22 protein-coding genes are annotated in these 22,826 nt (G+C 69.7%); 16 read left to right on the top strand and 6 right to left on the bottom strand.

All coding sequences use genetic code 11. The annotated features are described in order from the left end of the window. From ubiG to J5226_RS20420, 6 genes are all read left to right on the top strand, one after another. Nucleotides 1-783, top strand: coding sequence for a bifunctional 2-polyprenyl-6-hydroxyphenol methylase/3-demethylubiquinol 3-O-methyltransferase UbiG (ubiG, locus tag J5226_RS20445; RefSeq protein ID WP_215836610.1), 783 nt, complete (start codon nt 1-3; stop codon nt 781-783). Further along, entirely contained in the window at nt 780-1,466 is a 687-nt protein-coding gene (locus J5226_RS20440; protein WP_215836608.1) for a phosphoglycolate phosphatase, read from the top strand. The genes ubiG and J5226_RS20440 overlap by 4 nt, the downstream gene beginning before the upstream one ends. Continuing rightward, nucleotides 1,448-2,212: a phytoene/squalene synthase family protein gene (locus J5226_RS20435; RefSeq protein WP_215836606.1), complete on the top strand. Its 765-nt coding sequence runs from the start codon at nt 1,448-1,450 to the stop codon at nt 2,210-2,212. Before J5226_RS20440 ends, J5226_RS20435 begins: the two co-directional genes overlap by 19 nt. An 87-nt stretch (nt 2,213-2,299) precedes the next feature. Continuing rightward, complete coding sequence (gene folE2, locus J5226_RS20430) at nt 2,300-3,235, top strand: GTP cyclohydrolase FolE2 (protein WP_215836604.1); 936 nt, start codon at nt 2,300-2,302, stop codon at nt 3,233-3,235. Between the two features lie 375 nt (nt 3,236-3,610). Continuing rightward, entirely contained in the window at nt 3,611-5,374 is a 1,764-nt protein-coding gene (locus J5226_RS20425) for a diguanylate cyclase (RefSeq protein ID WP_215836602.1), read from the top strand. Further along, on the top strand, nt 5,371-6,213 hold the full coding sequence (locus tag J5226_RS20420; RefSeq protein WP_215836600.1) for a hypothetical protein: 843 nt from the start codon (nt 5,371-5,373) through the stop codon (nt 6,211-6,213). Before J5226_RS20425 ends, J5226_RS20420 begins: the two co-directional genes overlap by 4 nt. Before the next feature lie 494 nt (nt 6,214-6,707). Here the strand turns inward: J5226_RS20420 and J5226_RS20415 are convergent, their stop codons facing one another. Genes J5226_RS20415 through yidD form a run of 3 tightly spaced genes read right to left on the bottom strand, consistent with a single transcriptional unit; the run spans nt 6,708 to nt 9,201 of the window. Then, on the bottom strand, nt 6,708-7,616 hold the full coding sequence (locus J5226_RS20415) for a M23 family metallopeptidase (protein WP_215836589.1): 909 nt from the start codon (nt 7,614-7,616) through the stop codon (nt 6,708-6,710). After that, the gene (locus tag J5226_RS20410; protein ID WP_215836587.1) at nt 7,613-8,944 is read right to left on the bottom strand and encodes a dihydroorotase; all 1,332 of its coding nucleotides are present in this window, start codon (nt 8,942-8,944) and stop codon (nt 7,613-7,615) included. Before J5226_RS20410 ends, J5226_RS20415 begins: the two co-directional genes overlap by 4 nt. After that, nucleotides 8,929-9,201, bottom strand: a complete 273-nt coding sequence (gene yidD, locus J5226_RS20405; protein ID WP_096379068.1) for a membrane protein insertion efficiency factor YidD — start codon at nt 9,199-9,201, stop codon at nt 8,929-8,931. The genes J5226_RS20410 and yidD overlap by 16 nt, the downstream gene beginning before the upstream one ends. A 358-nt stretch (nt 9,202-9,559) precedes the next feature. Here yidD and dksA point away from each other — a divergent pair, with 358 nt between their 5' ends. From dksA to J5226_RS20390, 3 genes are all read left to right on the top strand, one after another. Next, the gene (dksA, locus tag J5226_RS20400) at nt 9,560-10,669 is read left to right on the top strand and encodes an RNA polymerase-binding protein DksA (protein WP_215836585.1); all 1,110 of its coding nucleotides are present in this window, start codon (nt 9,560-9,562) and stop codon (nt 10,667-10,669) included. A gap of 399 nt (nt 10,670-11,068) precedes the next feature. Then, nucleotides 11,069-11,542: a nucleoside deaminase gene (locus J5226_RS20395; protein WP_215836583.1), complete on the top strand. Its 474-nt coding sequence runs from the start codon at nt 11,069-11,071 to the stop codon at nt 11,540-11,542. Between the two features lie 58 nt (nt 11,543-11,600). Next, nucleotides 11,601-11,936 carry a hypothetical protein gene (locus tag J5226_RS20390; RefSeq protein ID WP_215836581.1) on the top strand — a complete coding sequence of 112 codons (336 nt, stop codon included), beginning with the start codon at nt 11,601-11,603 and terminating at the stop codon, nt 11,934-11,936. Between the two features lie 4 nt (nt 11,937-11,940). Here J5226_RS20390 and J5226_RS20385 read toward each other — a convergent pair whose 3' ends face one another. From J5226_RS20385 to cysS, 3 genes are all read right to left on the bottom strand, one after another. Beyond that, complete coding sequence (locus tag J5226_RS20385) at nt 11,941-13,161, bottom strand: MFS transporter (RefSeq protein WP_255323131.1); 1,221 nt, start codon at nt 13,159-13,161, stop codon at nt 11,941-11,943. Nucleotides 13,162-13,256: 95 nt separating this feature from the next. Further along, nucleotides 13,257-13,709, bottom strand: a complete 453-nt coding sequence (locus J5226_RS20380; RefSeq protein WP_215836577.1) for a SufE family protein — start codon at nt 13,707-13,709, stop codon at nt 13,257-13,259. A gap of 55 nt (nt 13,710-13,764) precedes the next feature. Next, nucleotides 13,765-15,171 carry a cysteine--tRNA ligase gene (gene cysS, locus J5226_RS20375; RefSeq protein ID WP_215836575.1) on the bottom strand — a complete coding sequence of 469 codons (1,407 nt, stop codon included), beginning with the start codon at nt 15,169-15,171 and terminating at the stop codon, nt 13,765-13,767. Between the two features lie 264 nt (nt 15,172-15,435). Here cysS and J5226_RS20370 point away from each other — a divergent pair, with 264 nt between their 5' ends. The 7 genes from J5226_RS20370 to argC all read left to right on the top strand — a co-directional run bounded on the left by J5226_RS20370 (nt 15,436) and on the right by argC (nt 22,806). Further along, nucleotides 15,436-15,900: a hypothetical protein gene (locus J5226_RS20370; protein ID WP_215836566.1), complete on the top strand. Its 465-nt coding sequence runs from the start codon at nt 15,436-15,438 to the stop codon at nt 15,898-15,900. Nucleotides 15,901-16,353: 453 nt separating this feature from the next. Beyond that, nucleotides 16,354-17,358 (top strand): N-acetylornithine carbamoyltransferase, encoded by a 1,005-nt coding sequence (locus tag J5226_RS20365; RefSeq protein WP_215836564.1) that lies wholly within the window; start codon nt 16,354-16,356, stop codon nt 17,356-17,358. Nucleotides 17,359-17,480: 122 nt separating this feature from the next. After that, nucleotides 17,481-18,680, top strand: coding sequence for an argininosuccinate synthase (locus J5226_RS20360; protein ID WP_215836554.1), 1,200 nt, complete (start codon nt 17,481-17,483; stop codon nt 18,678-18,680). A gap of 126 nt (nt 18,681-18,806) precedes the next feature. Further along, the gene (locus J5226_RS20355) at nt 18,807-19,901 is read left to right on the top strand and encodes an acetylornithine deacetylase (RefSeq protein WP_215836552.1); all 1,095 of its coding nucleotides are present in this window, start codon (nt 18,807-18,809) and stop codon (nt 19,899-19,901) included. Next, nucleotides 19,898-21,226 (top strand): acetylglutamate kinase, encoded by a 1,329-nt coding sequence (locus J5226_RS20350; protein WP_215836550.1) that lies wholly within the window; start codon nt 19,898-19,900, stop codon nt 21,224-21,226. The genes J5226_RS20355 and J5226_RS20350 overlap by 4 nt, the downstream gene beginning before the upstream one ends. Nucleotide 21,227: 1 nt before the next feature. Beyond that, on the top strand, nt 21,228-21,848 hold the full coding sequence (locus tag J5226_RS20345; protein WP_215836548.1) for a GNAT family N-acetyltransferase: 621 nt from the start codon (nt 21,228-21,230) through the stop codon (nt 21,846-21,848). Then, entirely contained in the window at nt 21,841-22,806 is a 966-nt protein-coding gene (gene argC, locus J5226_RS20340) for an N-acetyl-gamma-glutamyl-phosphate reductase (RefSeq protein ID WP_215836546.1), read from the top strand. The genes J5226_RS20345 and argC overlap by 8 nt, the downstream gene beginning before the upstream one ends. The last annotated feature ends 20 nt before the right edge of the window (nt 22,807-22,826 follow it).

The following is a 22,826-nucleotide window of genomic DNA, read 5'->3' as shown; positions in this document are numbered from 1 at the left end:
ATGAGCAGCGCAAGCAACGCATCGAACGACACCGGCGGCCACACCGATACCCAGGCGTCCGGCGGCGACAACTTCAGTCAGGCCGAGCTCGACAAGTTCGGCGCCCTGGCCAACCGTTGGTGGGATCCGCAAGGCCCGCAGAAACCGCTGCACGCGCTCAACCCGGTGCGGCTGGGCTACGTCGCCCAACGCGCGCCGTTGCGCGACGCGCTGGCGCTGGACGTGGGCTGCGGCGGCGGGTTGCTCAGCGAAGCGCTGGCCGCGTCCGGCGCCCAAGTCACCGCGATCGATCTGGCGCCCGAGCTGATCAAGGTCGCCAAGCTGCACCGCCTGGAAACCGGCGTCAGCGTCGATTACCGCCTGCAGCCGGTGGAGTCGCTGGCGCAGGAAGTGCCGGCGCGCTTCGACGTGATCACCTGCATGGAAATGCTCGAACACGTGCCCGACCCGCGCGCGATCGTGCGCGCCTGCGCGCGCCTGCTCAAGCCCGGCGGGCGCCTGTTCCTGTCGACCTTGAACCGCACGCCGGCCGCGTTCGCGCTGGCCATCGTCGGCGCCGAGTACGTCGCGCGCTTGCTGCCCAAGGGCACCCACCAGTACCGCGATTTCATCAAGCCGTCCGAACTGGCCGCGTGGCTGCGCGAAGCGGGCCTGCAGTTGGAAGACGTCAGCGGCCTGATGTACGAGCCCTGGCGCAACGGCGCGCGCATCGTCCCGCGCGCCGACGTGAACTATCTGGCCTGCGCCTACAAGCCCGCCGACGCGCAGGACGCGGCGGCATGACCGCCGCGCCCGCGACCGCCTTTCCGAAGGCGGCGCTGTTCGACCTCGACGGCACCTTGCTCGACAGCGCGCCGGACATGCTCGCCACCGCCAACCTCATGCGCGCCGCGCGCGGCCGCGACCCGATGCCGCTGGAAGCGCTGCGCCCGCACGTGTCCAAGGGCGCGCGGGCGATGCTCGGCGCGGCGTTCGCCGATGTCGACGCGATCGAGCGCGAAGGCTGGGTGCCCGAATTCCTCGACACCTACGAGCGCGAGCTCGGCCTGCACGGCGCGCCGTTCCCCGGCGTGGAGGCGATGCTGGCGGCGCTGGAAGCCGCGGGCACGCCGTGGGGCATCGTCACCAACAAGCCCGAATACCTGGCGCGCAAGCTGATGCCGCTGTTGGGCTGGGAAACCCGCTGCGCGGTGCTGATCGGCGGCGACACCCTGGCCGCGCGCAAGCCCGATCCGCTGCCGTTGACGGTCGCGGCGCAGCGCATCGGCGTCGAACCCGGCGACTGCGCCTACGTCGGCGACGACGAGCGCGACATCCTCGCCGCGCGCGCCGCCGGCATGCCCTCGGTGGTGGCGCTGTGGGGCTATCGCCTGGAACTGGACGACCCGATCGCCTGGCAGGGCGACGTCATGGTCGACGACCCGATCGCGCTGGCCGCGGCGGACGCATGGCCGGCGACGCGATGACCGCCGCGCCGGCCGCCGACGCCGCTCCGCAGGAACAGGCGCTGCACGACTTCGCCGGCAAATGGCGCGCGCGCTGGCCGGAGTGGTCGGTGGCCGAAGTGTTCGTGCCGCGCGCCCAGCGCGGCGCGGCGGTGGCTTGGGCGGCGCTGCAGCAGGAGCTCACCGACGCCGCCTGGGGCGGCAACGACGCGCTGCCCGGCGAGGCCAAGCTCGGCTGGTGGATGGAAGAACTCAAAGGCTGGCGCGAAGGCCGCCGCCGGCACCCGCTGGGGCTGGCGCTGCAGCGCCAGGACGCGCCGTGGGCGGCGCTGGCCGCGGCCCTGCCGGGCCTGCGCGACAGTCGCGAGCGCCCCGGCGACCGCAACGAGGCCTTCGACGGCCTGCTGCCGCTGGCCCAGGCCTGCGCCGCGATCGACGCGGCCCTGTTCGATCCGGTGCCCGGGCAACTGCCCGAGGCGGCAGTGCCGGCGATCCAGTCCTCGCTGCTGGAGGCCCGGCTGGTGCTGCAAGGCGACGCCGCGGTGCCGCTGAGCGTGGTCGCCCGGGCGATGGCGCGGCCGGGCGAGGGCGCGGCGGTGGAATGGAGCCGCGAATTGCTGGCGCAGTGGCCCGAGCGCTTCGGCGCGACCGTGCCGCGGCGGCTGTGGACCGCGCTGGCCCACACCCGTCTGCAGCGCGGCGACGCGGCCCGGCCGCTGTCGCCGTGGACCGCGCTGCTGGCGGCCTGGCGCGGCGCCCGCAACTGACCGTTGCAGGGCCGGCCGGGGCAGGGCGGCCGGCCCCGGTAGAATGGCGCCGTTGCGTTCCCCCCACGCGCCCCCACTTTCAGCGTTGTGAATACTCCTTTCGTACCCTCCCGTTCGAGCCTGCCCGATGTCGCCTTCGACGCCGCCGCCGCGGCGCGTCCGCTGGACTGGGTCGGCATGTCCCACATCGCCTTGCCGCTGCGCATCGCCGGCGCCGACGGCGTCGCGATCCAGGTGCCGGCGTCGGTCGACGTCTCGGTGAACCTGCGCGACGCCAACGCGCGCGGCATCCACATGTCGCGCATGTACCTGCACCTGCAGAACGCGTTCGCCAGCGAAACGGTCACGCCGGCCGGCCTGCGCCGGGCGCTGCAGAGCCTGATCGAAGGCCAGGGCGGCATTTCCAACGCCGCGCGGCTGGTCCTGCGCTACGAGCAGTTGTTGCTGCGTCCGGCCCTGGCCAGCGCCAACGCCGGCTGGAAGCGCTATCCGGTCGAGATCGACGCGCGCCTGATCGACGGCCACCTGCAGCTGGGCCTGCGCTTCGCGGTCGAATACTCCAGCACCTGTCCGGCCTCGGCGGCGCTGTCGCGCCAGCTCAACGCCGAACGCTTCGCCGCCGATTTCGCCGCCGCGCATCCGCTGTCGACCGCCGTGGTCAGCGATTGGCTCGCCTCCGAGCGCGGCCTGGCCGCGACCCCGCACGCCCAGCGCAGCCGCGCCGACGTGCGCGTCGAACTGCGCCCGGCCTTCGACGAACTGCCGCTGGTGGCCTTGATCGACGCGCTGGAAACCGTGCTCGCCACCCCGGTGCAGACCGCGGTCAAGCGCGAGGACGAGCAAGCCTTCGCCCGCCTCAACGCCGAGAACCTGATGTTCTGCGAAGACGCCGCGCGCCGGGTCGCCGCGGCGCTGTCGGCCGATCCGCGGATCGAGCGCTTCGATGCCGAAGTCGCGCACTTCGAGAGCTTGCACGCGCACGACGCGGTCGCGCGCGTGACCGGGCAGGGCGCGCGCGAGTAAGCCGCGCGCGGCGCGCCGGTCCGGGCGCACCTGCCTCTGCCATGCGGCGTGTCCCCACGGGCGCGCCGCTTTCGCATGCGCCCGCCGCGCGCGCCGGCCCGAGCCGGTTCGCGCTTGCGCCGCCGCGCGCCGGCCGGCACGGCCGCGTCCGCGTCGCCCACTGTCGTTTTTGATCGCCCCCTGTCGTTTTTGTCGGCGGCGCCGTCACGCCGTCGCGGTGTAGGATCGCCTCCACGGCCGGCCGCGACGGCGCGGCAATGCATGGAGGCGTGTGCGTCAGCACAATTTCAAGGTGGAAACCGTGATGGTCCCCCGCACCGGCCACCAGCCCCCTTGGGCTATGCTCGGCGTAGCAGATTGGTGACCGGAAGGGGCATGGGGACACCCTGGGGTGGAAGCTGGCGCGGCTGGGTAGCCGTGCTCGCGTTGTGGGCGGTGGCGGCGATCGCGTCGGCGCAGCCCCTGACCCTGCCTTCGTCCGCCCTCGTCGCCGCGCCGCAGGCGCTGCGCGACCCGTACGACCCCAACGACTTCCGCGCCCCGTCGCTGAGCCTGTCGCGGCTCGCGCAGGGCGACCCGGTGCCCGCGCGGGTGCTGTCGGGCGAATTCGACGGCCGCTTCGAGGCCGTGTCCGGCCAGCAGGTGTGGGCGCCCAAGGGCCAGCCGGCGTGGTGGCGGGTGGTGGTCAACCAGGACGTCGATGTCGCGGTCGCGCCGCAACTGACCATCGACCGGCCCTCGCGCCGCGAGATCGAACTGTGGCGGCCCGGCGACGACCTGCCGCTGCGCCGCGCCATCTACGGCCCGGACATCGACCTCAACCACTCCACCCGGATGATCGTGTTCCCGCTGCCCAAGGGGCTGCGCAAGGGCGACACGCTGTACCTGCGCATGCTCGCCGCCGACTTGATGCAGTCCAAGGTCGAGATCGAGCCGCTGGCGATGGTCCAGCGCGAGGACATGATGCACGTCGGCCTGCGCAGCGTGGTGCTGACCGCGATGGGCGTGGTCGCGGTGCTGGCGTTCGGCTTCTGGATCGGCTTGCGCGAGCGCGGCTACGCGTATCTCGGGCTGACCTTGATCCTGCAGATCCTCACCCTGACCTCCGACGGCGGCGAGATGCGGGTGGTGCCGTGGCTCAACGAGATCGCTCCGGACGCGCGCACCAACATCGTGCTCAACACCGCGGCGGTGCTGGCGAGCATCCGCTTCCTGATCTTCTTCCTCGGCCTGCGCGCGACCCAGCCGCGGATCTCGCGTCTGCTCGACTGGTGCAGCTACTCGCTCGGCGGCCTGATCCTGGTCACCTTGTTCCGCACCTGGAAGTACAGCGCGCTGTTCGGCAACCTCAACCTGCTGGCGGTGGTCGCGCTGATCCTCTACGCGACCGTGGTGGCGGTGTGGCGGCGTCAGCGCGAAGCCTATTTCCTGCTGCTGGCGTGGCTGCCGTTGATGGCGCTGCTGGTGGTCCTGGTCGGCGCCAACCATCAGTGGTGGCCGGAGTTCAGCTGGCTCGAATACACCTTCCCGGTCGGCCTGGCGTTCGGCGGGCTGGGGCTGCTGCTCGGCCTGACCTCCAAGCTGCAGCAGTTGCGCCGCGACCGCGACACCGCCAACCGCCTGGCCACCTACGACAGCCTGACCGGCGCGATGACCCGCGCGGCGATCTCGCAGAGCCTGCGCAACGCGGTCGACAGCGCGCACCGCTCGCACCGGCCGCTGTCGGTGGTGTTCTTCGACATCGACCACTTCAAGCGCATCAACGACGAGCACGGCCACCGCGTCGGCGACGAGACCTTGCGCATCGTCGCCCTGCGCACGCGCAACCGCCTGCGCGCCTACGATCTGTTCGGCCGCTACGGCGGCGACGAAGTGCTGGTGGTGCTGGCCGACACCTATCTGCGCGATGCCACGCGGGTGGCCGAGCATCTGCGCGAATCGGTCAGCGGCAGCCCGCTGTCGATCGACGGCCGCCTGTTGCCGGTGAGCCTGAGCTTGGGCGTGGCCGAACTGCAGCCCAACGAAACCCCGGAGCAACTGCTCGAACGCGCCGACGCGGCGCTGTACGCGAGCAAGTCCGCCGGCCGCGACCGGGTCACCGCGCACGGCGCCGACGCCGAGCGCGAGGTGGTTTCGTGACCCCGGACGGCGGCGCGGCGTCGGCGGCGCGGCTGCGCACCGGCGACGTGCTGCTGCTGCGCCGGCGCGGCCCGCTCGCGGCGTTGACCGCATGGTTCGGCGACAGCCGCTTCGATCACGCCGCCGTGGTCGGCCGCGCCGGGTATCTGATCGAAACCGGCTCGGGCGGGGTGATCGAACGCCCGCTGGCCGAATGCTTGGCCGACGAACAACTGCTCGAAGCGCAGGCGCGCCGGCCCCTGGTCGCCGCGCGCCCGTTGCAGGATCCCGACCGCATCGCCGTGCTCGCCCACGCCCTGTCGCTGCGCCGCCCCGCGTTTTCCGGCGACCCGCTGGCCGCGCTCGGCCGCGCCGCCGCGCTGCGCGACCGCGCGCTGCCCGATTCGGCGCCGCTGCGCGCGGCCTTGCGCGAAGCCCTGCTGCACGCCGCCGCCGACAGCGCGGGGGCGATGAGCGCGAGCGAATTCGTCTACCGCTGCTTCGCCGAAAATCCCGCGCAACCGCGCGGCCGGCTCGCCCCGAACCTGCCCGCCGCCGCGCCGCCGACGCAGGCGTTTCCCGAACTGGATTGGGACGCGTTGTGGCCGCAGATCGGATCGTGGCTGCGCCCGTCGCGACGCGAAGCGCTGGGGCTCGCGGAGGGCGACCCGCTCGCCGCCGGCCTGCACGCCGACGCCGAGGAACTCGAACGAGCGCTCGCCCAAGCGCGGCAGCGCCTGGGCCTGATGGAACGCGGCAACGCCTTGCTGGCGCTGGCCGGCCCGCGCCTGCCCAACCCCAAGTGCGTGCGCATGCGCGAGCTGGAACTGTCGCCCTCGCTGCAACCGCTCGAGCTGTAGTCCGGTCGCCGCCTGTAGGAGCGGCGTAAGCCGCGACCGCGCCAATGCAATTACGACGAACGCGGCCTGCAGCCGGCGAAGCCGCCGAGCGCATCGATGGTCGCGTCGCGATCTGCCGCTTCACGGTCGCGGCTCACGCCGCTCCTACAGGCAGATCGCAACCCTCGCCCGCTCCCTGTAGGAGCGGCGCAAGCCGCGACCGCGCCAATGCAACTACGACGAACGCAGCCCGCAGCCGGCGAAGCCGCCGGGCGCATCGATGGTCGCGTCGCGATCTGCCGCCCCGCAATCGCGGCTCACGCCGCTCCTACAGGCAGATCGCAACCCTCGACCGCTCCCTGTAGGAGCGGCGTAAGCCGCGACCGCGCCAATGCAATTACGACGAACGCAGCCGCAGCCGGCGAAGCCGCCGGGCGTGTCGATGGCCGCGCCGCGATCTGCCGCCCAGCAATCGCGGCTCACGCCGCTCCTACGAAACCCCCGCGAGCCCCGGCTCAAGGCGCCGGCTTGCCCGCCGCCTGCGCCCGCTCCAACACCAACAGCGGATCGATCCGCACATCGAACCAATTCATGCCCCAATGCAGATGCGGCCCGGTCGCGCGCCCGGTCGCGCCGACCGCGCCGAGGGTCTGGCCTTGGGCGATGCGGTCGCCGACTTTGACGTCGATGCGCGAGAGGTGCAGGAAATTCGAGCTGATCCCGTGGCCGTGATCGAGCAGCACGGTGCCGCCGGTGAGATACAGGTCCGGCGCGGCGAAGGTGATCACCCCGGCCGCCGGCGCCTTCACCGCGGTGCCGGTGGGCGCGGCGATGTCCATGCCCGAATGGCCGGAGCCCTTCTGCCCGTTGTAGACGCGCTGATTGCCGAAGCGGCCGCTGATGCGGCCCTGCACCGGCCACTGGAACGGTTGGGCGAAATCGGGGCGCTCGTCGTCGCGCGCGCGCGACGCGGTCACCTGCGCTTGTTCGCGCTCGATCCGCGCGGCGATCTCCGGCGGCGGATTGACCGTTTTCGGCGGCACGCCGCTGATGTATTCGGTCGGAAAATCGCGCGGCGTCACCGCGATGCCCACGCGCTGCGGCGCGCCGCCCGGCGGCTGCACCTCGACGCTGAGCGTGCCCGTCGCGTCGCGGCCGACGCCGAACACCACGCTGCCGTAAGGCGTTACGCGCAACTGGCGGCCGCCGTAACGCACCATGCTGCCCGGCGCCACCTTGCCGATCACCATCGCGCCTTGCTGCACGGAGGCGGGAAACACGATGCGCGCGTCGCCGGTTTGCGCCGGCGCTGCGACGGCGGCGCCGTCGGGAATCGTTCCGGACGCGACCACTTGCGCCGACGCGACCGGCGCCAGCGCCGCGGCCGCGCACAGCAGCGCGGCCGCGCGCAACGCCGACCTCATCGATCGAACGCCAGACGCTGACCCTGCGGCGTGCCGGTCAAGGCCGCGCCGTCCCACGCCAGTTGTCCGTTGACCCAGGTCGAGGCGATGCGGCTGCGGAAGGTGCGGCCCTCGAACGGCGACCAGCCGCACTTGGACAGCACGTCTTCGCGCTGAACCGTGTACGGCACGTCGTCGATCAGCACCAAGTCGGCGAAATAGCCTTCGCGCAGGAAGCCGCGATGCATCACGTCGAACAGCTTGGCCGGCGCGTGGGCGAACTTGTCGACCACCTGCGCGGTGCTCAGGCGGCCTTCGTGCACCAGTTCCAGCGCGGCGTTGAGCGCGAACTGCACCAGCGGCAAGCCGCTCGGCGCGGAGGTGTAGGGGCGCGCCTTTTCTTCCAGCGTATGCGGCGCGTGGTCGGTGGCGAGCACGTCGATCACGCCGTCGGCGATCGCGCGGATCAGCGCCTCGCGATCGGCCGGATCCTTGATCGCCGGGTTGCACTTGATCAGATGGCCGAGCTTCTCGTAGTCCTCGCGGTCGAAGCGCAGGAAGTGGATGCAGGTTTCGGCGGTGATGCGCTTGCCTTCGATCGGGCCGGGCTGGAACAGCGCCAGTTCGTCGGCGGTGCTGATGTGCAGCACGTGCAGGCGGGTGTTGTGCTTGCGCGCCAGCGAGATCGCCAGCTCGGTCGACTTCTTGCAGGCTTCGCGCGAACGGATGTCGGGATGAAAGCGCGCGGGGATGTCGTCGCCGTACTTGGCCTTATAACGCGCCAGTTCGGCGTCGATCATCGGCGTGTCTTCGCAGTGGGTGATGATCGGCGTGGGCACGTCGCGGAAGATCGCGTCGAGCGTGACCGGATCGTCGACCAGCATGTTGCCGGTGGACGCGCCCATGAACACCTTCACGCCCGGCGCGGTGCGCGGATCCAGCGACTGGATCGCGGCGAGGTTGTCGTTGCTCGCGCCCAGATAGAAACCGTAGTTGCCCCAGGCGCGGCCGGCGGCGCGGCGGTATTTGTCCTCCAGCGCCGCGGCGTCGAGCGTCGGCGGGTTGGTGTTGGGCATGTCCATGAACGTGGTCAGCCCGCCGGCCACCGCCGCGGCCGACTCGGTGGCCATGTCGGCCTTGTACTCCATGCCCGGTTCGCGGAAGTGGACCTGGTCGTCGATCATGCCCGGCAGCAAGCGGCGGCCGCGCGCGTCGATCACGGTCTCGCCGGCGCGCGCCGACAAGCCGGCGCCGATTTCGGCGATGCGTTCGCCGTCGATGCGCAGGTCGCCTTCGTATTCGCGTCCTTCGTTGACCAGGCGGGCGTTGACGATCAGGGTCGATGGCATGAGCAGTGTCCGGAAGAGTCGGGGGAGGCGGCGGCGTCCTCGGTGCCGGGCACCGGGTCGTAGCCGCCGGGATGCAGCGGATGGCAGCGCGCCAGCCGCTTGAGCGTGAGCCAGCTGCCCTTGAGCGCGCCGTAATGCGCGATCGCCGTCATCGAATACGACGAACAGCTCGGATGGAAGCGGCAACGCTGGCCGAGCAAGGGGCTGATCCAGCGTTTGTAGCCGCGCAGCAGGACGAGGAGAAGACGAGCGATCACGTTTCCTTAATGCCGGCAACGGTAGTGACGGTGCGGGGACAGGGTGCGGCGAAAGCCGCGCGCTGGGGCGCATTTTACGCCTCCAGCGGGCGCGTCGCGGCGCGGTTGCCGCGGGTGCCCCGGCAGGGTATAACAGCGCGCTTTCCCCAAAACAAGGCAAGTGCAAGACGAAGGTCCGCCGCGGCGCGAAACGCTACAGCCGTGCCGTTCGGGCCGGGCGAAAACCGGCGTTGCGCCGGATTTCACTTGCGGTCATCGAGCGCATGTGCATTTGATGGCCGGGTGGGTCATGCTTGGCCCGCGATGTCTCCGGACCGCGTCCGGAGGCGCCCTCAGGGAATAGAAGGACAAGCCTGTCGTGGCAGTGAAAAAACCTGCGAAGAAGGCCGTCAAGGCCGCCAAGAAGACCGTCAAGCCCGTCGCTAAGAAGGCCGCCAAGCCCGCGGCCAAGCCCGCGCCGAAGAAGACGGCGGCGGCGAGCAAGCCGGCGGTCAAGAAGGCGCCGGCCAAGGCGGCGGCGAAGAAGGTCGCGGCCAAGCCGGCCGCCAAGGCGGCGCCGGTCAAGGCCGCTCCCGCCAAGAAGGCGGCGCCGGTCAAGCCGGCCGCAGCCAAGCCTGCCGCGAGCAAACCGGCGGCGCCGGCGAAGAAGGCGGCTCCGGCCAAGCCCGCCGCGGCGGCGAAGCCGACCGCCAAGCCGGTCGCAGCCAAAGCGACGCCGATCAAGGAAACTGCCGCGACCCAGCCCGACCTTAAAAAAGTTGAAGCGAACAAGCCTCAAGCTGTGAAGAAGCAACCCGCGCCCGCCGCGGCCCAAACCCCACCGCCTGCCCGGACCGGCGCTCCGGCGCCCGCCAAGCAGGCCGTCAGCATCTCCGACCAAAGCAAGAACACAGTGACCCAGACAGCATCCAGCAACCCTCCCGCCGGCAAGCCCGCGTCCGCTGCGGCCCGGCCGGCCGGCAAGGTCGCCGTGGCGGTGACCACCAAGGCGCCGTCCTCGCCCGCGCCCAAGACCAAGGTCAAGGTCGTTCAGTACGCGAACGATCCCGCGACCGGCCGTCCGATCGTGCCGGAAGGCTATAAGCCGACCTCGGACGAGGAATACATGAACCCGCTGCAACTCGAATATTTCCGTCAACGCCTGCTGCAATGGCGCACGGATCTGGTCGAGGAGTCCAAGCAGACCATCGAGAACCTCAAGGACGAAGTGCGCGACGTCGGCGACGAAGCCGAACGCGCCACCCGCGAGACCGAGAACTCGCTGGAACTGCGCACCCGCGACCGCTACCGCAAGCTGATCAGCAAGATCGACAGCACGCTCAAGCGCGTGGACTCGGGCGATTACGGTTTCTGCGTCGACACCGGCGAAGAGATCGGCCTGGAGCGCCTGGAGGCGCGCCTGACCGCCGAGCGCACCATCGACGCCCAAGAGCGTTGGGAACACATGCAGAAGCAGATGGGCGACTGAACCCGCCCGTTCGCGCCAGACCACGAAAGCCCGGCCTCGGCCGGGCTTTCGCGTTTTCGGTGGGCGGTATCGTCGCTGCGTCGCTTGTGTCGTTGGCGCGGTCGCGAACCGGCGGGCAGGCAGCGTCGCGTCTTTCCACTTCCCTCGTCGCTTGAATCCCCGATCCGTAGTCTCGCGGTCCCTCCAAGCCGTCATCCCCGCGAAGGCGGGGATCCAGAGACTTCAGCGCCATGCTCGGCGCGACCGCTGCGAGCTGCGAGCAGCCGGCGTTCGCGAAGGTGACGGCAGACCCGATCGCGTGCCCCCGCGACGGCGCCCACCGCGAACCGCCAGAATCGATCCACGCCGCGCGACCGCGCGGCAGGCACGCTGTCGCCACCTTCATCGCCGGAGTCCGCCATGAACGACCGCCCCGCCGAACCGCGTCATCTCGAATTCATGCGCGAAGCCTTGGCCCTGGCCCGCGCCAACGCCGCCGCCGGCGGCCGCCCGTTCGGCGCGGTGCTGGTGCGCGACGGCGAAGTGATCGCGCGCGCCGCCAACCGCATCCTCGAAACCGGCGACCCGACCGCGCACGCCGAACTGCTGACGATCCGCGAAGCGGCGCTCGCGCTCGGCCTGACCCGCCTGGACGGGTGCACGATCTACGCCAGCGGCCATCCTTGCCCGATGTGCCTGGCGGCGATGCACCTGTGCGGGGTGGAAGCGGCCTACTACGCGTACTCCAACGAGGACGGCGACGCCTTCGGTTTGTCGACCGCCGCGGTCTACGCGCAAATGGCGCTGCCGCCCGCGCAGCAGCGCCTGCCGCTGCGGCGGTTGCTGCCGGACGGCGAGGCCGGCCTGTACGCGGATTGGGCGCGGCGCGGCTGAGCGGCAACGCGGCGGCGAATGGGGCTAGGATGTCGCCACCGTTCGGAGACAAACGCGCATGGACGATGCTTTGCTGGCCCTCGGCCCGCTCGTATTGACGGGCTGGAACGCGCTGCTGTGGTTTTGGTCGCGCGCGTACGTGCGCTACGCCGCGGTGTCGATGTTCGCGCTCAATCTGCTCGTCGGCTCGCCGCTGTTCGGCGTGCTGTGCTGGAACCTGCTCGGCCGCGACGTCGAAACCAGTTACGCCGGCAGCCTGGGCGATGCCTTCGTCGCCATCGGCCTGGGCTTGTTCAACGTGCTGCTGTCGTTGATCGGCGTGGCCGCGACCGCGATGCGCCGCGCGCCGGACGCGGCGCAAAAGCGCAAGCGCGATCGCGACGAGTCGCGCTGAGGCGCTACTGCAATTCGCGCAGGTCCAACCGGCGCAGCTTCGGCGCCAGCTTCGCGGTCGCGCCGACCACGGCCAAGGTCATGCAGCCGCCGAAGATCACCGACGGCACCAACCCCATCAGCTTCGCCGCCAGTCCCGACTCGAACGCGCCCAACTCGTTCGACGAGCCGATGAAGATGCCGTTGATCGACGACACCCGTCCGCGCATTTCGTCCGGCGTGGACAGCTGCAGGATGGTCGAGCGCAGCACCACCGACACGCCGTCGCACATGCCCGACAGCATCAGCATCAGCGCCGACAGCCAGAACTCGCGCGACAAGGCGAAGCCGATGATGCACAGGCCGAAACCGGCCACCGCCCACAGCAACAGGCGTCCGGCGTGCTTCTGCGGCGGATGCCGCGCCAGCCACAGACCTATCAGCACCGCGCCGGCGGCCGGCGCCGCGCGCAACACGCCCAGCGCCTCGGGGCCGTAATGCAGCACGTCGTGGATGAAGGCCGGCAACAGCGCGACCGCGCCGCCGAACAGCACCGAGAACATGTCCAGCGCCTGCGCGCCGAGCACGACCTGGTTGTTGAACACGAAGCGCAGGCCTTCGCCGATGCTTTGGAACACCGGCGCGCGCTCGGCCGCCGGCGGCGGTTCGGTCACGCGCAAGGTAATGATGGCGATGGCGGCGGCCAGGGCGAAGAACGCCGCGACCAGATACGCCGAGGTCTTGCCGCCCCAGGCGACCAACACGCCGCCCAAAGCCGGACCCAGCACCAGCCCGGTCTGCATCACCACGCTGCTCACGCCCGCGCCGCGGGCGAAGTGCTCGCGTTTGAGCACGCGCGCGAACAGCGACATGTACACCGGCGACAGGAACGCGCGCACCACGCCATTGACGGCGATGGCGGCGAAGATGGTGAAGGTGCCGATGCCGAACGCGCCGGCCGGCAGGGTGCCGCTGGCGACGCCGGCCAGCATCAGCGTGGTCAGCAGCAAACCCAGGCAGGCGAACATGCCGAGCTTGCGCCGCGGCAGGTGATCGACCGCGTAGCCGGCGAACAGCGCGAAGCAGAAATAGGGAATGACCTCGGTGAGGCCGATCATGCCCAGCGCGAGCGGGTCGCGGGTGAGTTCGTAGACGTGCCAGCCGACCGTCACCGCGACGATCTGGTACGACAGCATCGCCAGCAGGCGATACGTCAGCAGACCGACGAAGCCGGGATTGCGCAGCAGGCGCGAGGCGGCGACCGGTCCGCCCGCGTCGCCTCCGTTTGCGTTCGGTCCGTTGGGACCGGAGTCGGAGTCGTCCGCGCGGGCGCTGCCGGAACTCACAACCGCCGCTGCGCCTGTTCGCGGATGAAGGCCAGCAGCGCGGCCAAGCCGTTGCTGCGGGTCGGCGAGAGGTGCTTGGCCAGACCGATCTCGGCGATGTAATCGGCCGAGGTGGCGACGATCTCGGTGGCGCTGCGGCCGGAATAGACGCGCAACGCCAGATAGATCAGGCCCGAGACGATGGCCGAGTCGCTGATCGCGTGGAAGGTGAGCCGGTCGGCGTCGCCTTCGGTGACGATCCACACCATCGACTGGCAGCCCAGCAGACGGTACTCCTCGGTCTTGTAGGCCGCCGGCAGGTCGGGCAGCTTGCGGCCGAGGTCGATCAGGTATTGGTAGCGCTCGGACCAGTCGCCGAAGAAGGCGAATTCGTCGCGGATCGCGGCTTGGGCGTCGGCGGCGGTGGGTTCGAGCGGGAAGGGCGAGGCGGGGAGGGCGGGGGCGTTCATCGGATCGCTAAGTGGCGGCGCGGGTCCGCCCGGACAAGGCCCGGGCGGACGCAAATCACGAACCGGCCGTTTCGGTCTTCTGGGGCTCGGGGCGCTTGCGCACCCAGCGCACGCCCTGCGGCGTGTCTTCGAGCAGGATGTTCTCGTCGGCGAGCTGTTGGCGGATGGCGTCGGCGCGGGCGAAATCGCGCGCCTTCTTGGCCGCGTTGCGCTCGTCGACCAAGGCCTGGATGCGTTCGTCGTCCTGATCGCCGGCGGCGCCGGCGAACCACGCGGCCGGATCCTGCTGCAGCAGGCCCAGGGCGAAACCCGCGCCGAGCAGCTCGCGCTTGAGCCGCGCCTGTTCGGCCGGATCGGTCGCCTTGCGCGCCTCGGCGGCGATGCGGGCGATCTCGGCCAGCGCCTGCGGCGTGCCCAGGTCGTCGTCGAGCGCGGCTTCGATTTCGGCCGGGATGGCGACCTCGCCGACATCGACGCCGGCCAGATCGCGCAAGGTGCCGTACAGCCGGTCCAGCGTGCGCGCGCACTGCTCGATCAGCTTGGGCGACCAGTCCAGCGGCTGGCGGTAATGCGCCGACAGCAAGGCGTAGCGCAGCGCTTCGGCCGGATGCTTGCGCAGCAGATCGTGCACGGTCTCGATGTTGCCGCGCGACTTGGCCATCTTCTCGCCGTCGAAGGTCAGCATGCCGTTGTGCAGCCAGAACCGCGCGAACACCTTGCCGCCGTGCGCGCATTCGCTCTGCGCGATCTCGTTCTCATGGTGCGGGAACATCAGATCGTTGCCGCCGGCGTGGATGTCGATGGTCTCGCCCAGGTGGGCGGCGGCCATCGCCGAGCATTCGATGTGCCAGCCCGGGCGGCCACGGCCCCAGGGCGAGTCCCAGCCGGGCAGGTCGCCGCTGGAGGGCTTCCACAGCACGAAATCGCCGGCGTCGCGCTTGTACGGCGCGACCTCGATGCGCGCGCCGGCGCGCATGTCGTCGATGTCGCGGCGCGAGAGCTTGCCGTAGTCGGGATAGCTCTCGATCGAGAACAGCACGTGGCCCTCGGCCTCGTAGGCGTGGCCGCTGTCGATCAAGCGCCCGATCATGGCCACGATCTCGCCGATGTGCGCGGTCGCGGCCGGCTCCAGGTCCGGCAGGCGCACGCCGAGCGCGCCCATGTCCTGGCGGTAGATCGCGGCGAAGCGTTCGGTGATGGCCGAGATCGGCACCTTCTGCTCGGCCGCCGCGGCGTTGATCTTGTCGTCCACGTCGGTGATGTTGCGGGCGTAGGCCAGCGCGCCGTAGCGGCGGCGCAGCAGCCCGGCCAGCACGTCGAACACGACCGGGCCGCGGGCGTTGCCGATGTGGGCGTAGTTGTAGACCGTGGGGCCGCAGACGTACATCGTCGGGCGGGCCGGATCCAGCGGGGCGAACGCTTCGACCTGTCGCGACAGGCTGTTATAGAGATGCAGGCTCATGGATGCGGGACTTGGGTTCGGGTTCATTCTAGCGGCCGCGCGGGTCCGACGGGGCCATCGTGGCGGGCGAGATCCGGGCAATTCGCCCGATCCGGGCCCGTCGCGGACCTGGACCCGACACCGGGCCGCCGCGCCCCAGGACCCCGCGCGCGGACCGGGCGGGGCGGCCGCGAGGTGCCGCGGCGCGTGGTCTAAAGGCAGGATTCAGGCCGTCCCCGCAGACTGCTCTTACACTTTATTCACGAATCCAACCCCGCGAGCCCGATGAACCGACTTCTCCCGCAGGTCCCGATCCTGGCGCTGTCCGGCGCTTTGGCGGTCCTGTGGGCGGCGCCCGCGCCGGCCCAGCAGCACACGGTGCTGCAAGCGGAGAACGTGCGCTTCGACTATGCGCAGGTGCTGCGGGTGACCCCGGTCTACCAGACCCTGCGCGCGACCACAGTCGAGCAGCAGTGCGACCCCGAAGACAAGACCGACTCGCGCTTCCAGCGGGTGCTGGGTTCGGTGCGCGAGGCCCTGGGCCGCGAGCGCGACCCCAAGCCCAGCACCGGCGAGAACTGCCGCCCGGTGCCGGTCGAGCGCGAATTCCGCCGGCCCATCGCCTACGACGTGGACTACGTCTACAAGGGCGCCCGGTTCCGCTCGCGCCTGCCCGAGGACCCCGGCAACAAGCTCAAGGTCCGGGTCGCGGTGACCCCGGTGGTGTCTCCGATCAGCACCTCGCGTTGAGCGCTGCGCCGACACCGTTCCCGTGCCGCCCATCCGCCCCGCCCACCGGCGGGGTTCGCATTTGCGGGCCCGGCGGCTTGCGCCCACGGCCGCCGCATGCGAGCATTCGCGGCCTCATGAACCCGAACTACGCCGACGCCGACGTGCTCACCTCCGCCTACATGGCGGCGGGAATGACCTCGCGCGCGCGCCGACCGTTGCCCTGCCAATCCGCTGGGTGACGGCGCTCGCCGTCGTTCGTGTAACAAGCCGCACACACGAAAAGCCCAGCCTAGCGCTGGGCTTTTTTGCTTTTGGTCTTTCGCAAACGGGAAAGAGGGGAATGAAGGGATCGGGGAATGGCGGCAACGCGGGCGGCGTGGGATCCATTGCCGCGCCGGAAGCGCATCGCCCTCTCCATTCCCCGTTCCCTTCGTTCCCCTCTTTCCCGCTCCACCTCTACCGGACCGCCGCATGACGATGAAGCACTTCCTCAACACCCAGGACTGGTCGCGCCCCGACCTCGACGCGCTGTTGGCCCAGGCCGCTGCGTTCAAGCGCAACAAGCTCGGCGATCAGCTCAAGGGCAAATCCATCGCCCTGGTGTTCTTCAATCCGTCCATGCGCACCCGCACCAGCTTCGAGCTGGGCGCGTTCCAGCTCGGCGCCCACGCCATCGTGCTGCAGCCGGGCAAGGACGCGTGGCCGATCGAGTTCGACCTGGGCACGGTGATGGACGGCGACACCGAGGAACACATCGCCGAAGTCGCGCGCGTGCTGGGCCGCTACGTCGATCTGATCGGCGTGCGCGCGTTCCCGAAATTCGTCGATTGGGCCTACGACCGCCAGGATGTCGTGCTCAACAGCTTCGCCAAGTATTCGCCGGTGCCGGTCATCAACATGGAGACCATCACCCATCCCTGCCAGGAGCTCGCCCACGCGCTGGCCCTGCAGGAGCGCTTCGGCACCACCGACCTGCGCGGCAAGAAGTACGTGCTGACCTGGACCTACCACCCCAAGCCGCTCAACACCGCGGTGGCGAACTCGGCGCTGACCATCGCCACGCGCCTCGGCATGGACGTGACCCTGCTGTGCCCGACCCCCGAGTACGTGCTCGACGAGCGCTACATGGGCTGGGCCGAACAGAACGTCGCCGAGAGCGGCGGCTCGTTGCAGGTCAGCCACGACATCGAAAGCGCCTACGCCGGCGCCGATGTCGTCTACGCCAAGAGCTGGGGCGCGCTGCCGTACTTCGGCAATTGGGGCCCGGAAAAGCCGATCCGCGACCAGTACAAGCACTTCATCGTCGACGAAGCCAAGATGGCGCTGACGAACAACGGCGTCTTCAGCCACTGCCTGCCGCTGCGCCGCAACGTCAAGGCCACCGACGGCGTGATGGATTCGCCGAACTGCATCGCGATCGACGAGGCGGAGAATCGTCTGCATGTGCAGAAGGCGATCATGGCCGCGTTGATCTAGGAGATAGCGGATAGGCGTTAGGAGATAGCGAAAAGCGTTTCGCCGATCTCTCCCACCTCTCCGCGCTCCCGCTTTCGCTATCTCCTACCTCCTATTCGCTAACTTCTACCCTGGATTCCCCCATGACCGACCGCGCCATCGTCCTCGCCTTCTCCGGCGGCCTCGACACCAGCTTCTGCGTGCCTTACCTGCAAGAGCGCGGCTGGGCCGTGCACACCGTGTTCGCCGACACCGGCGGCGTTGATGCCGAGGAGCGCGCCTTCATCGAACAGCGCGCCGCCGAACTGGGCGTGACCAGCCACGTCACCGTCGACGGCGGTCCGGCGATCTGGTCGGGCTTCGTCAAGCCGTTCGTGTGGGCCGGCGAGGGCTATCAGGGCCAGTACCCGCTGCTGGTGTCCGACCGTTACCTGATCGTCGAAGCCGCGCTCAAGCGCGCCGCCGAACTGGGCACCAAGGCCATCGCCCACGGTTGCACCGGCATGGGCAACGATCAGGTGCGCTTCGATCTGGCGGTGAAGGCGTTGGGCGATTACGAAATCGTCGCGCCGATCCGTGAAATCCAGAAGGAACACACCGAAGTCCGCGCCTACGAGCAGAAGTACCTGGAAGAGCGCGGCTTCGGCGTGCGCGCCAAGCAGAAGGCCTACACGATCAACGAGAACCTGCTCGGCCTGACCATGTCCGGCGGCGAGATCGACCGCTGGCAGGCGCCGGGCGAGGGCGCGGTGGGTTGGTGCAAGCCGCGCAGCGAGTGGCCGAGCGAAGCGCTGCGGGTGACGCTGACCTTCAAGAACGGTGAGGCGGTCGCGGTGGACGGACAGGCCTGCGCAGGCCATGTGTTACTCGCTAAGCTCAACGGACTTTTTGCTCAGTACGGCGTTGGCCGCGGCCTCTACACCGGCGACACCACCATCGGCCTCAAGGGCCGCATCATCTTCGAAGCCCCGGGCCTGACCGCGCTGCTGACCGCGCACCGCGCGCTGGAAGAGGCGGTGCTGAGCAAGCAGCAGAACCGCTTCAAGCCCGATGTCGCACGCAAGTGGGTCGAGCTGGTGTACGAAGGCTTCTACCACGACCCGCTCAAGACCGACCTGGAAGCCTTCCTGGCCAGCTCGCAGAGCACGGTCAACGGCGAAGTCACCCTGGAAACCCAAGGCGGCCTCGTCAACGCCGTGGCCATCGACTCGCCGCACATCCTCAACGCCAAGGGCGCGACCTACGCGCAAGCGGCCGACTGGGGCGTGGCCGAGGCCGAGGGCTTCATCAAGCTGTTCGGTATGAGCAGCACGTTGTGGGCGGAGATCAACCGCAAGGGCTGACGCCTAGGAGATAGCGGATAGGAGTTAGGAGCTAGCGAAAAGCCGCTCCTGCTCCTGCTCCGCTATCTCCTGACTCCTAACCGCTATCTCCTCTTCCGCACCCAAGCGAAAGACTCGAACCCGACCATGCTCCCCGAAGTCCTAAACCACCTGCACGCCCTGGTCTCCCACGACACCCGCAACCCGCCGCGCGAGATCGGCACCGGCGGCATCTTCGATTACCTGCGCAGCCAGCTGCCGGGCTTCCGCATCGAGGTGACCGACTTCGGCGCCGGCGCGGTGTCGATGCTGGCCGTGCGCGGCAACCCGCGCCGGCTGTTCAACGTGCATCTGGACACCGTGCCCTCCTCGGAAGCCTGGAGCGCGGACCCGCACACGCTGCGCGTCACCGGCGACCGCGCCATCGGCCTGGGCGCCTGCGACATCAAGGGCGCCGCCGCGTGCTTGCTGGCCGCCGCCGCGGTCACCGACGGCGACGCCGCGTTCTTGTTCTCCACCGACGAAGAAGCCAACGACGCGCGCTGCATCGCCGGCTTCCTCGCGACTAACCACGGTTTCACCGAAGCCATCGTCGCCGAGCCGACGATGTGCGAAGCGGTGCTGGCCCACCGCGGCATCAGCTCGGTGCTGCTGCGCTTCCGCGGCGTCGCCGGACATGCCTCGAGCGCCAACGCCATGCAGGCCAGCGCGCTGCACCAAGCCGTGCGTTGGGGCGGCAAGGCGCTGGACTACGTCGAAGCGCAGTCGCATCAGCGCTTCGGCGGCCTGACCGGCCTGCGCTTCAACATCGGCCGCATCGAAGGCGGGATCAAGGCCAACATGATCGCGCCCAGCGCCGAGCTGCGCTTCGGCTTCCGTCCGCTGCCCTCGCAGTCCATCGACGGCCTGCACGAACTCTTCGGCACGCTCAACGACGCCGGCGCCATCGAACGCTACGAAGAAACCTTCCGCGGCCCGCCGCTGCCGGGCGGCGACGTCGCCGACGCCGAGAACCGCCGCCTGGAAGCGCGCGACCTCGCCGACGCGCTCGAGCTGCCGATCGGCAACGCGGTGGACTTCTGGACCGAAGCCTCGCTGTTCTCGGCCGGCGGCCTCACCGCCATCGTCTACGGCCCCGGCGACATCGCCCAGGCCCACACCGCCGACGAATGGGTCGCGCTGGACCAACTCGAACGCTACGCCCACAGCGTAGCGCGCATCATCGGGAGCAAGGCGCAATGAGCGTTTCCATGGACAACCACCTGCAGACCCGCCAGACCATCGTGCGGCTGCTGTCGAGCATGGCCTCGGCCAAGGAAATCTCGCAGTACCTCAAGCGCTTTTCCCAGCTCGACTCCAAGCGCTTCGCCGTGGTCAAGGTCGGCGGCGCGGTGCTGCGCGACGATCTGGCCGCGCTGACCTCGTCGCTGGCGTTCCTGCAGGACGTGGGCCTGACCCCCATCGTCATCCACGGCGCCGGCCCGCAGCTCGACGAGGAACTCTCCGCCGCCGGCATCGTCAAGCAGACCGTGGGCGGCCTGCGCGTGACCTCGCCCGAAGCGCTGGCGATCGTGCGCCGCGTGTTCCAGTCGCAGAACCTCAAGCTGGTCGAAGCGTTGCAATCCGGCGACGGCCGCGCCACCTCGATCATCTCCGGCGTGTTCGAGGCCGAGTTCCTCGACCGCGACACCTACGGCCTGGTCGGCGAAGTGAAGAAGGTCAACCTCGCGCCGATCGAAGCCAGCCTGCAGGCCGGCTCGATCCCGGTCATCGCCAGCCTCGGCGAAACCCCCGGCGGACAGATCCTCAACGTCAACGCCGATTTCGCCGCCAACGAACTGGTGCAGGTGCTGCAGCCGTACAAGATCGTGTTCCTGACCGGCACCGGCGGCTTGCTCGACGACAACGGCCGGGTGATCGATTCGATCAACTTGTCGACCGAATACGAACACCTGATCCAGCAGCCGTGGATCAACGGCGGCATGAAGGTGAAGATCGAACAGATCAAGGATTTGCTCGACAAGCTGCCGCTGACCTCGTCGGTGTCGATCACCAAGCCGTCCGAACTGGCCAAGGAACTGTTCACCCATAAGGGCTCGGGCACCCTGGTGCGGCGCGGCGAGCGGGTACTGCAGGCCTCGCGCTGGGACGAGTTGGACCTCGCGCGCCTGCGCGGCCTGATCGATTCGGCTTTCGGCCGCAAGCTGGTCGACGGCTACTTCGAGAACACGAAGCTCAAGCAGGCCTATGTCAGCGAGAACTACCGCGCCGCCATCGTGCTGATCGAAGCCGACGGCCGCACCTATCTCGATAAATTCGCCGTGCTCGACGACGCCCAGGGCGAAGGCCTCGGCCGCGCGGTGTGGCAGGTGATGCGCGAGCAGAATCCGAGCGTGTTCTGGCGTTCGCGCCACGGCAATCCGGTCAATCCGTTCTACTACTCCGAATCCGACGGCTGCCTCAAGCAGGAGAAATGGAAGGTGTTCTGGTACGGCATGGACGGCTTCGACGAGATCGCCGACTGCGTCGCCTACGCCGGCCGCCGCACGCCGACCCTGGAGGACTGAGATGGCCGGCACCGATGCCTGGAACGCGCAGCCGCGCCTGAGCGGCGAGCACGTGACCCTGGAGCCGCTGCGCCGCGCCCACGCCGACGGCCTGCGCGCGGCCCTGGCCGGCGGAGAACTGGCCCAGGCCTGGTACACCAACGTGCCGGCGCCCGAAGGCGTCGACGCCTACATCGACGCCGCGCTGGCGATGCAGGAGCGCGGCGCGGCCTGGGCCTTCGCCGTGCTCGACGGGCAGGGCGAGGTGGTCGGCAGCACCCGTTACTACGACATGGACGCCGCGGTCCCGCGCGTTCAGATCGGTTACACCTTCTACGCCCCGCGCGTGCAGCGCACCGGCCTGAACACGCAGGCCAAGCAGCTGTTGCTGGGACATGCGTTCGAAACCTTGGGCTGCATTGCGGTAGGCTTCGAAACCAGCTGGTTCAATCTCGCCTCGCGCACCGCGATCGCGCGCTTGGGCGCCAAGCAGGACGGCGTGCTGCGCAACCATCGCCGTCACGCCGACGGCAGCCCGCGCGACACGGTCGCGTTCTCGATCATCGATACGGAGTGGCCGGCGGTGAAGCGCAGCCTGCAATACAAACTCGACCGACACGCCGCGGGTGGCGCGCATGGCTAAGTCCATCGGCATCGTCGGCGCGCGCGGACACGTCGGCGCCGATCTGGTCCGCCTGATCGCCGCGCATCCGCAGTTCGAGCTGGCCTTCGTGTCCTCGCGCGAACTGGCGGGGCAGAAACTCGCCGACCATATCCCCGAATACGCGGCCAAGAACCCCGAGCTGCGCTACAGCGCGCCCAGCCACGAAGAACTGCCCGGCCTGGGCGCCGACGCGGTGGTGCTGGCGCTGCCCAACGGCAAGGCCGCCGACTGCGTGGCCGCGTTCGACGCGGCCGGCGTCGATCCGGTCGTCGTCGATCTGTCGGCCGATTACCGCTTCGACGACCGCTGGTACTACGGCCTGCCCGAACTGACCCGCGCGGGCTTCCACGGCCAGCGCCGCATCAGCAATCCCGGCTGCTACGCCAGCGCCATGCAGCTGGCGATCGCGCCGCTGCTCAACGTGCTGGAAGGGCCGGTGCAGTGCTTCGGCGTGTCCGGCTATTCCGGCGCGGGCACCACGCCTTCCGACAAGAACGACCCCGACAAGCTGCGCGACAACCTGATGCCGTACGCGCTGACCGGCCACCTGCACGAGCGCGAAGTGACCCGCCACCTCGGCCATCCGGTCGAGTTCATGCCGCACGTGGCGCCGCATTTCCGCGGCCTCACCGTGACCTCGAACCTGCATCTGGAACGCCGCTTCGACCGCGAGGAACTGGTCGAGCACTACCACCGCCATTACGACGGCGAGCCGTTGGTGCGGGTGACCGAGGACGCGCCGTGGGTCAGCGCCATCGCCGGCCGGCACCACGTCGAGGTCGGCGGCTTCGCGCTGTCCGAGGACGGCCGCCGCGTGGTGGTGGTGTCCACGCTCGACAACCTGCTCAAGGGTGCGGCGACGCAGGCGCTGCAGAACCTCAACCTGGCGTTCGGCCTGGACGAACTGGCCGGCATCCAAGCGCACCCGCGACCGTGATGTCCTGAGTCCGCCTCTCG

This window comes from Lysobacter sp. K5869, assembly GCF_018847975.1.
GTDB lineage: Bacteria > Pseudomonadota > Gammaproteobacteria > Xanthomonadales > Xanthomonadaceae > Lysobacter.
Note: the sequence above shows the minus strand (reverse complement) of the source record. Positions and strands in the feature narration are given on the sequence as shown.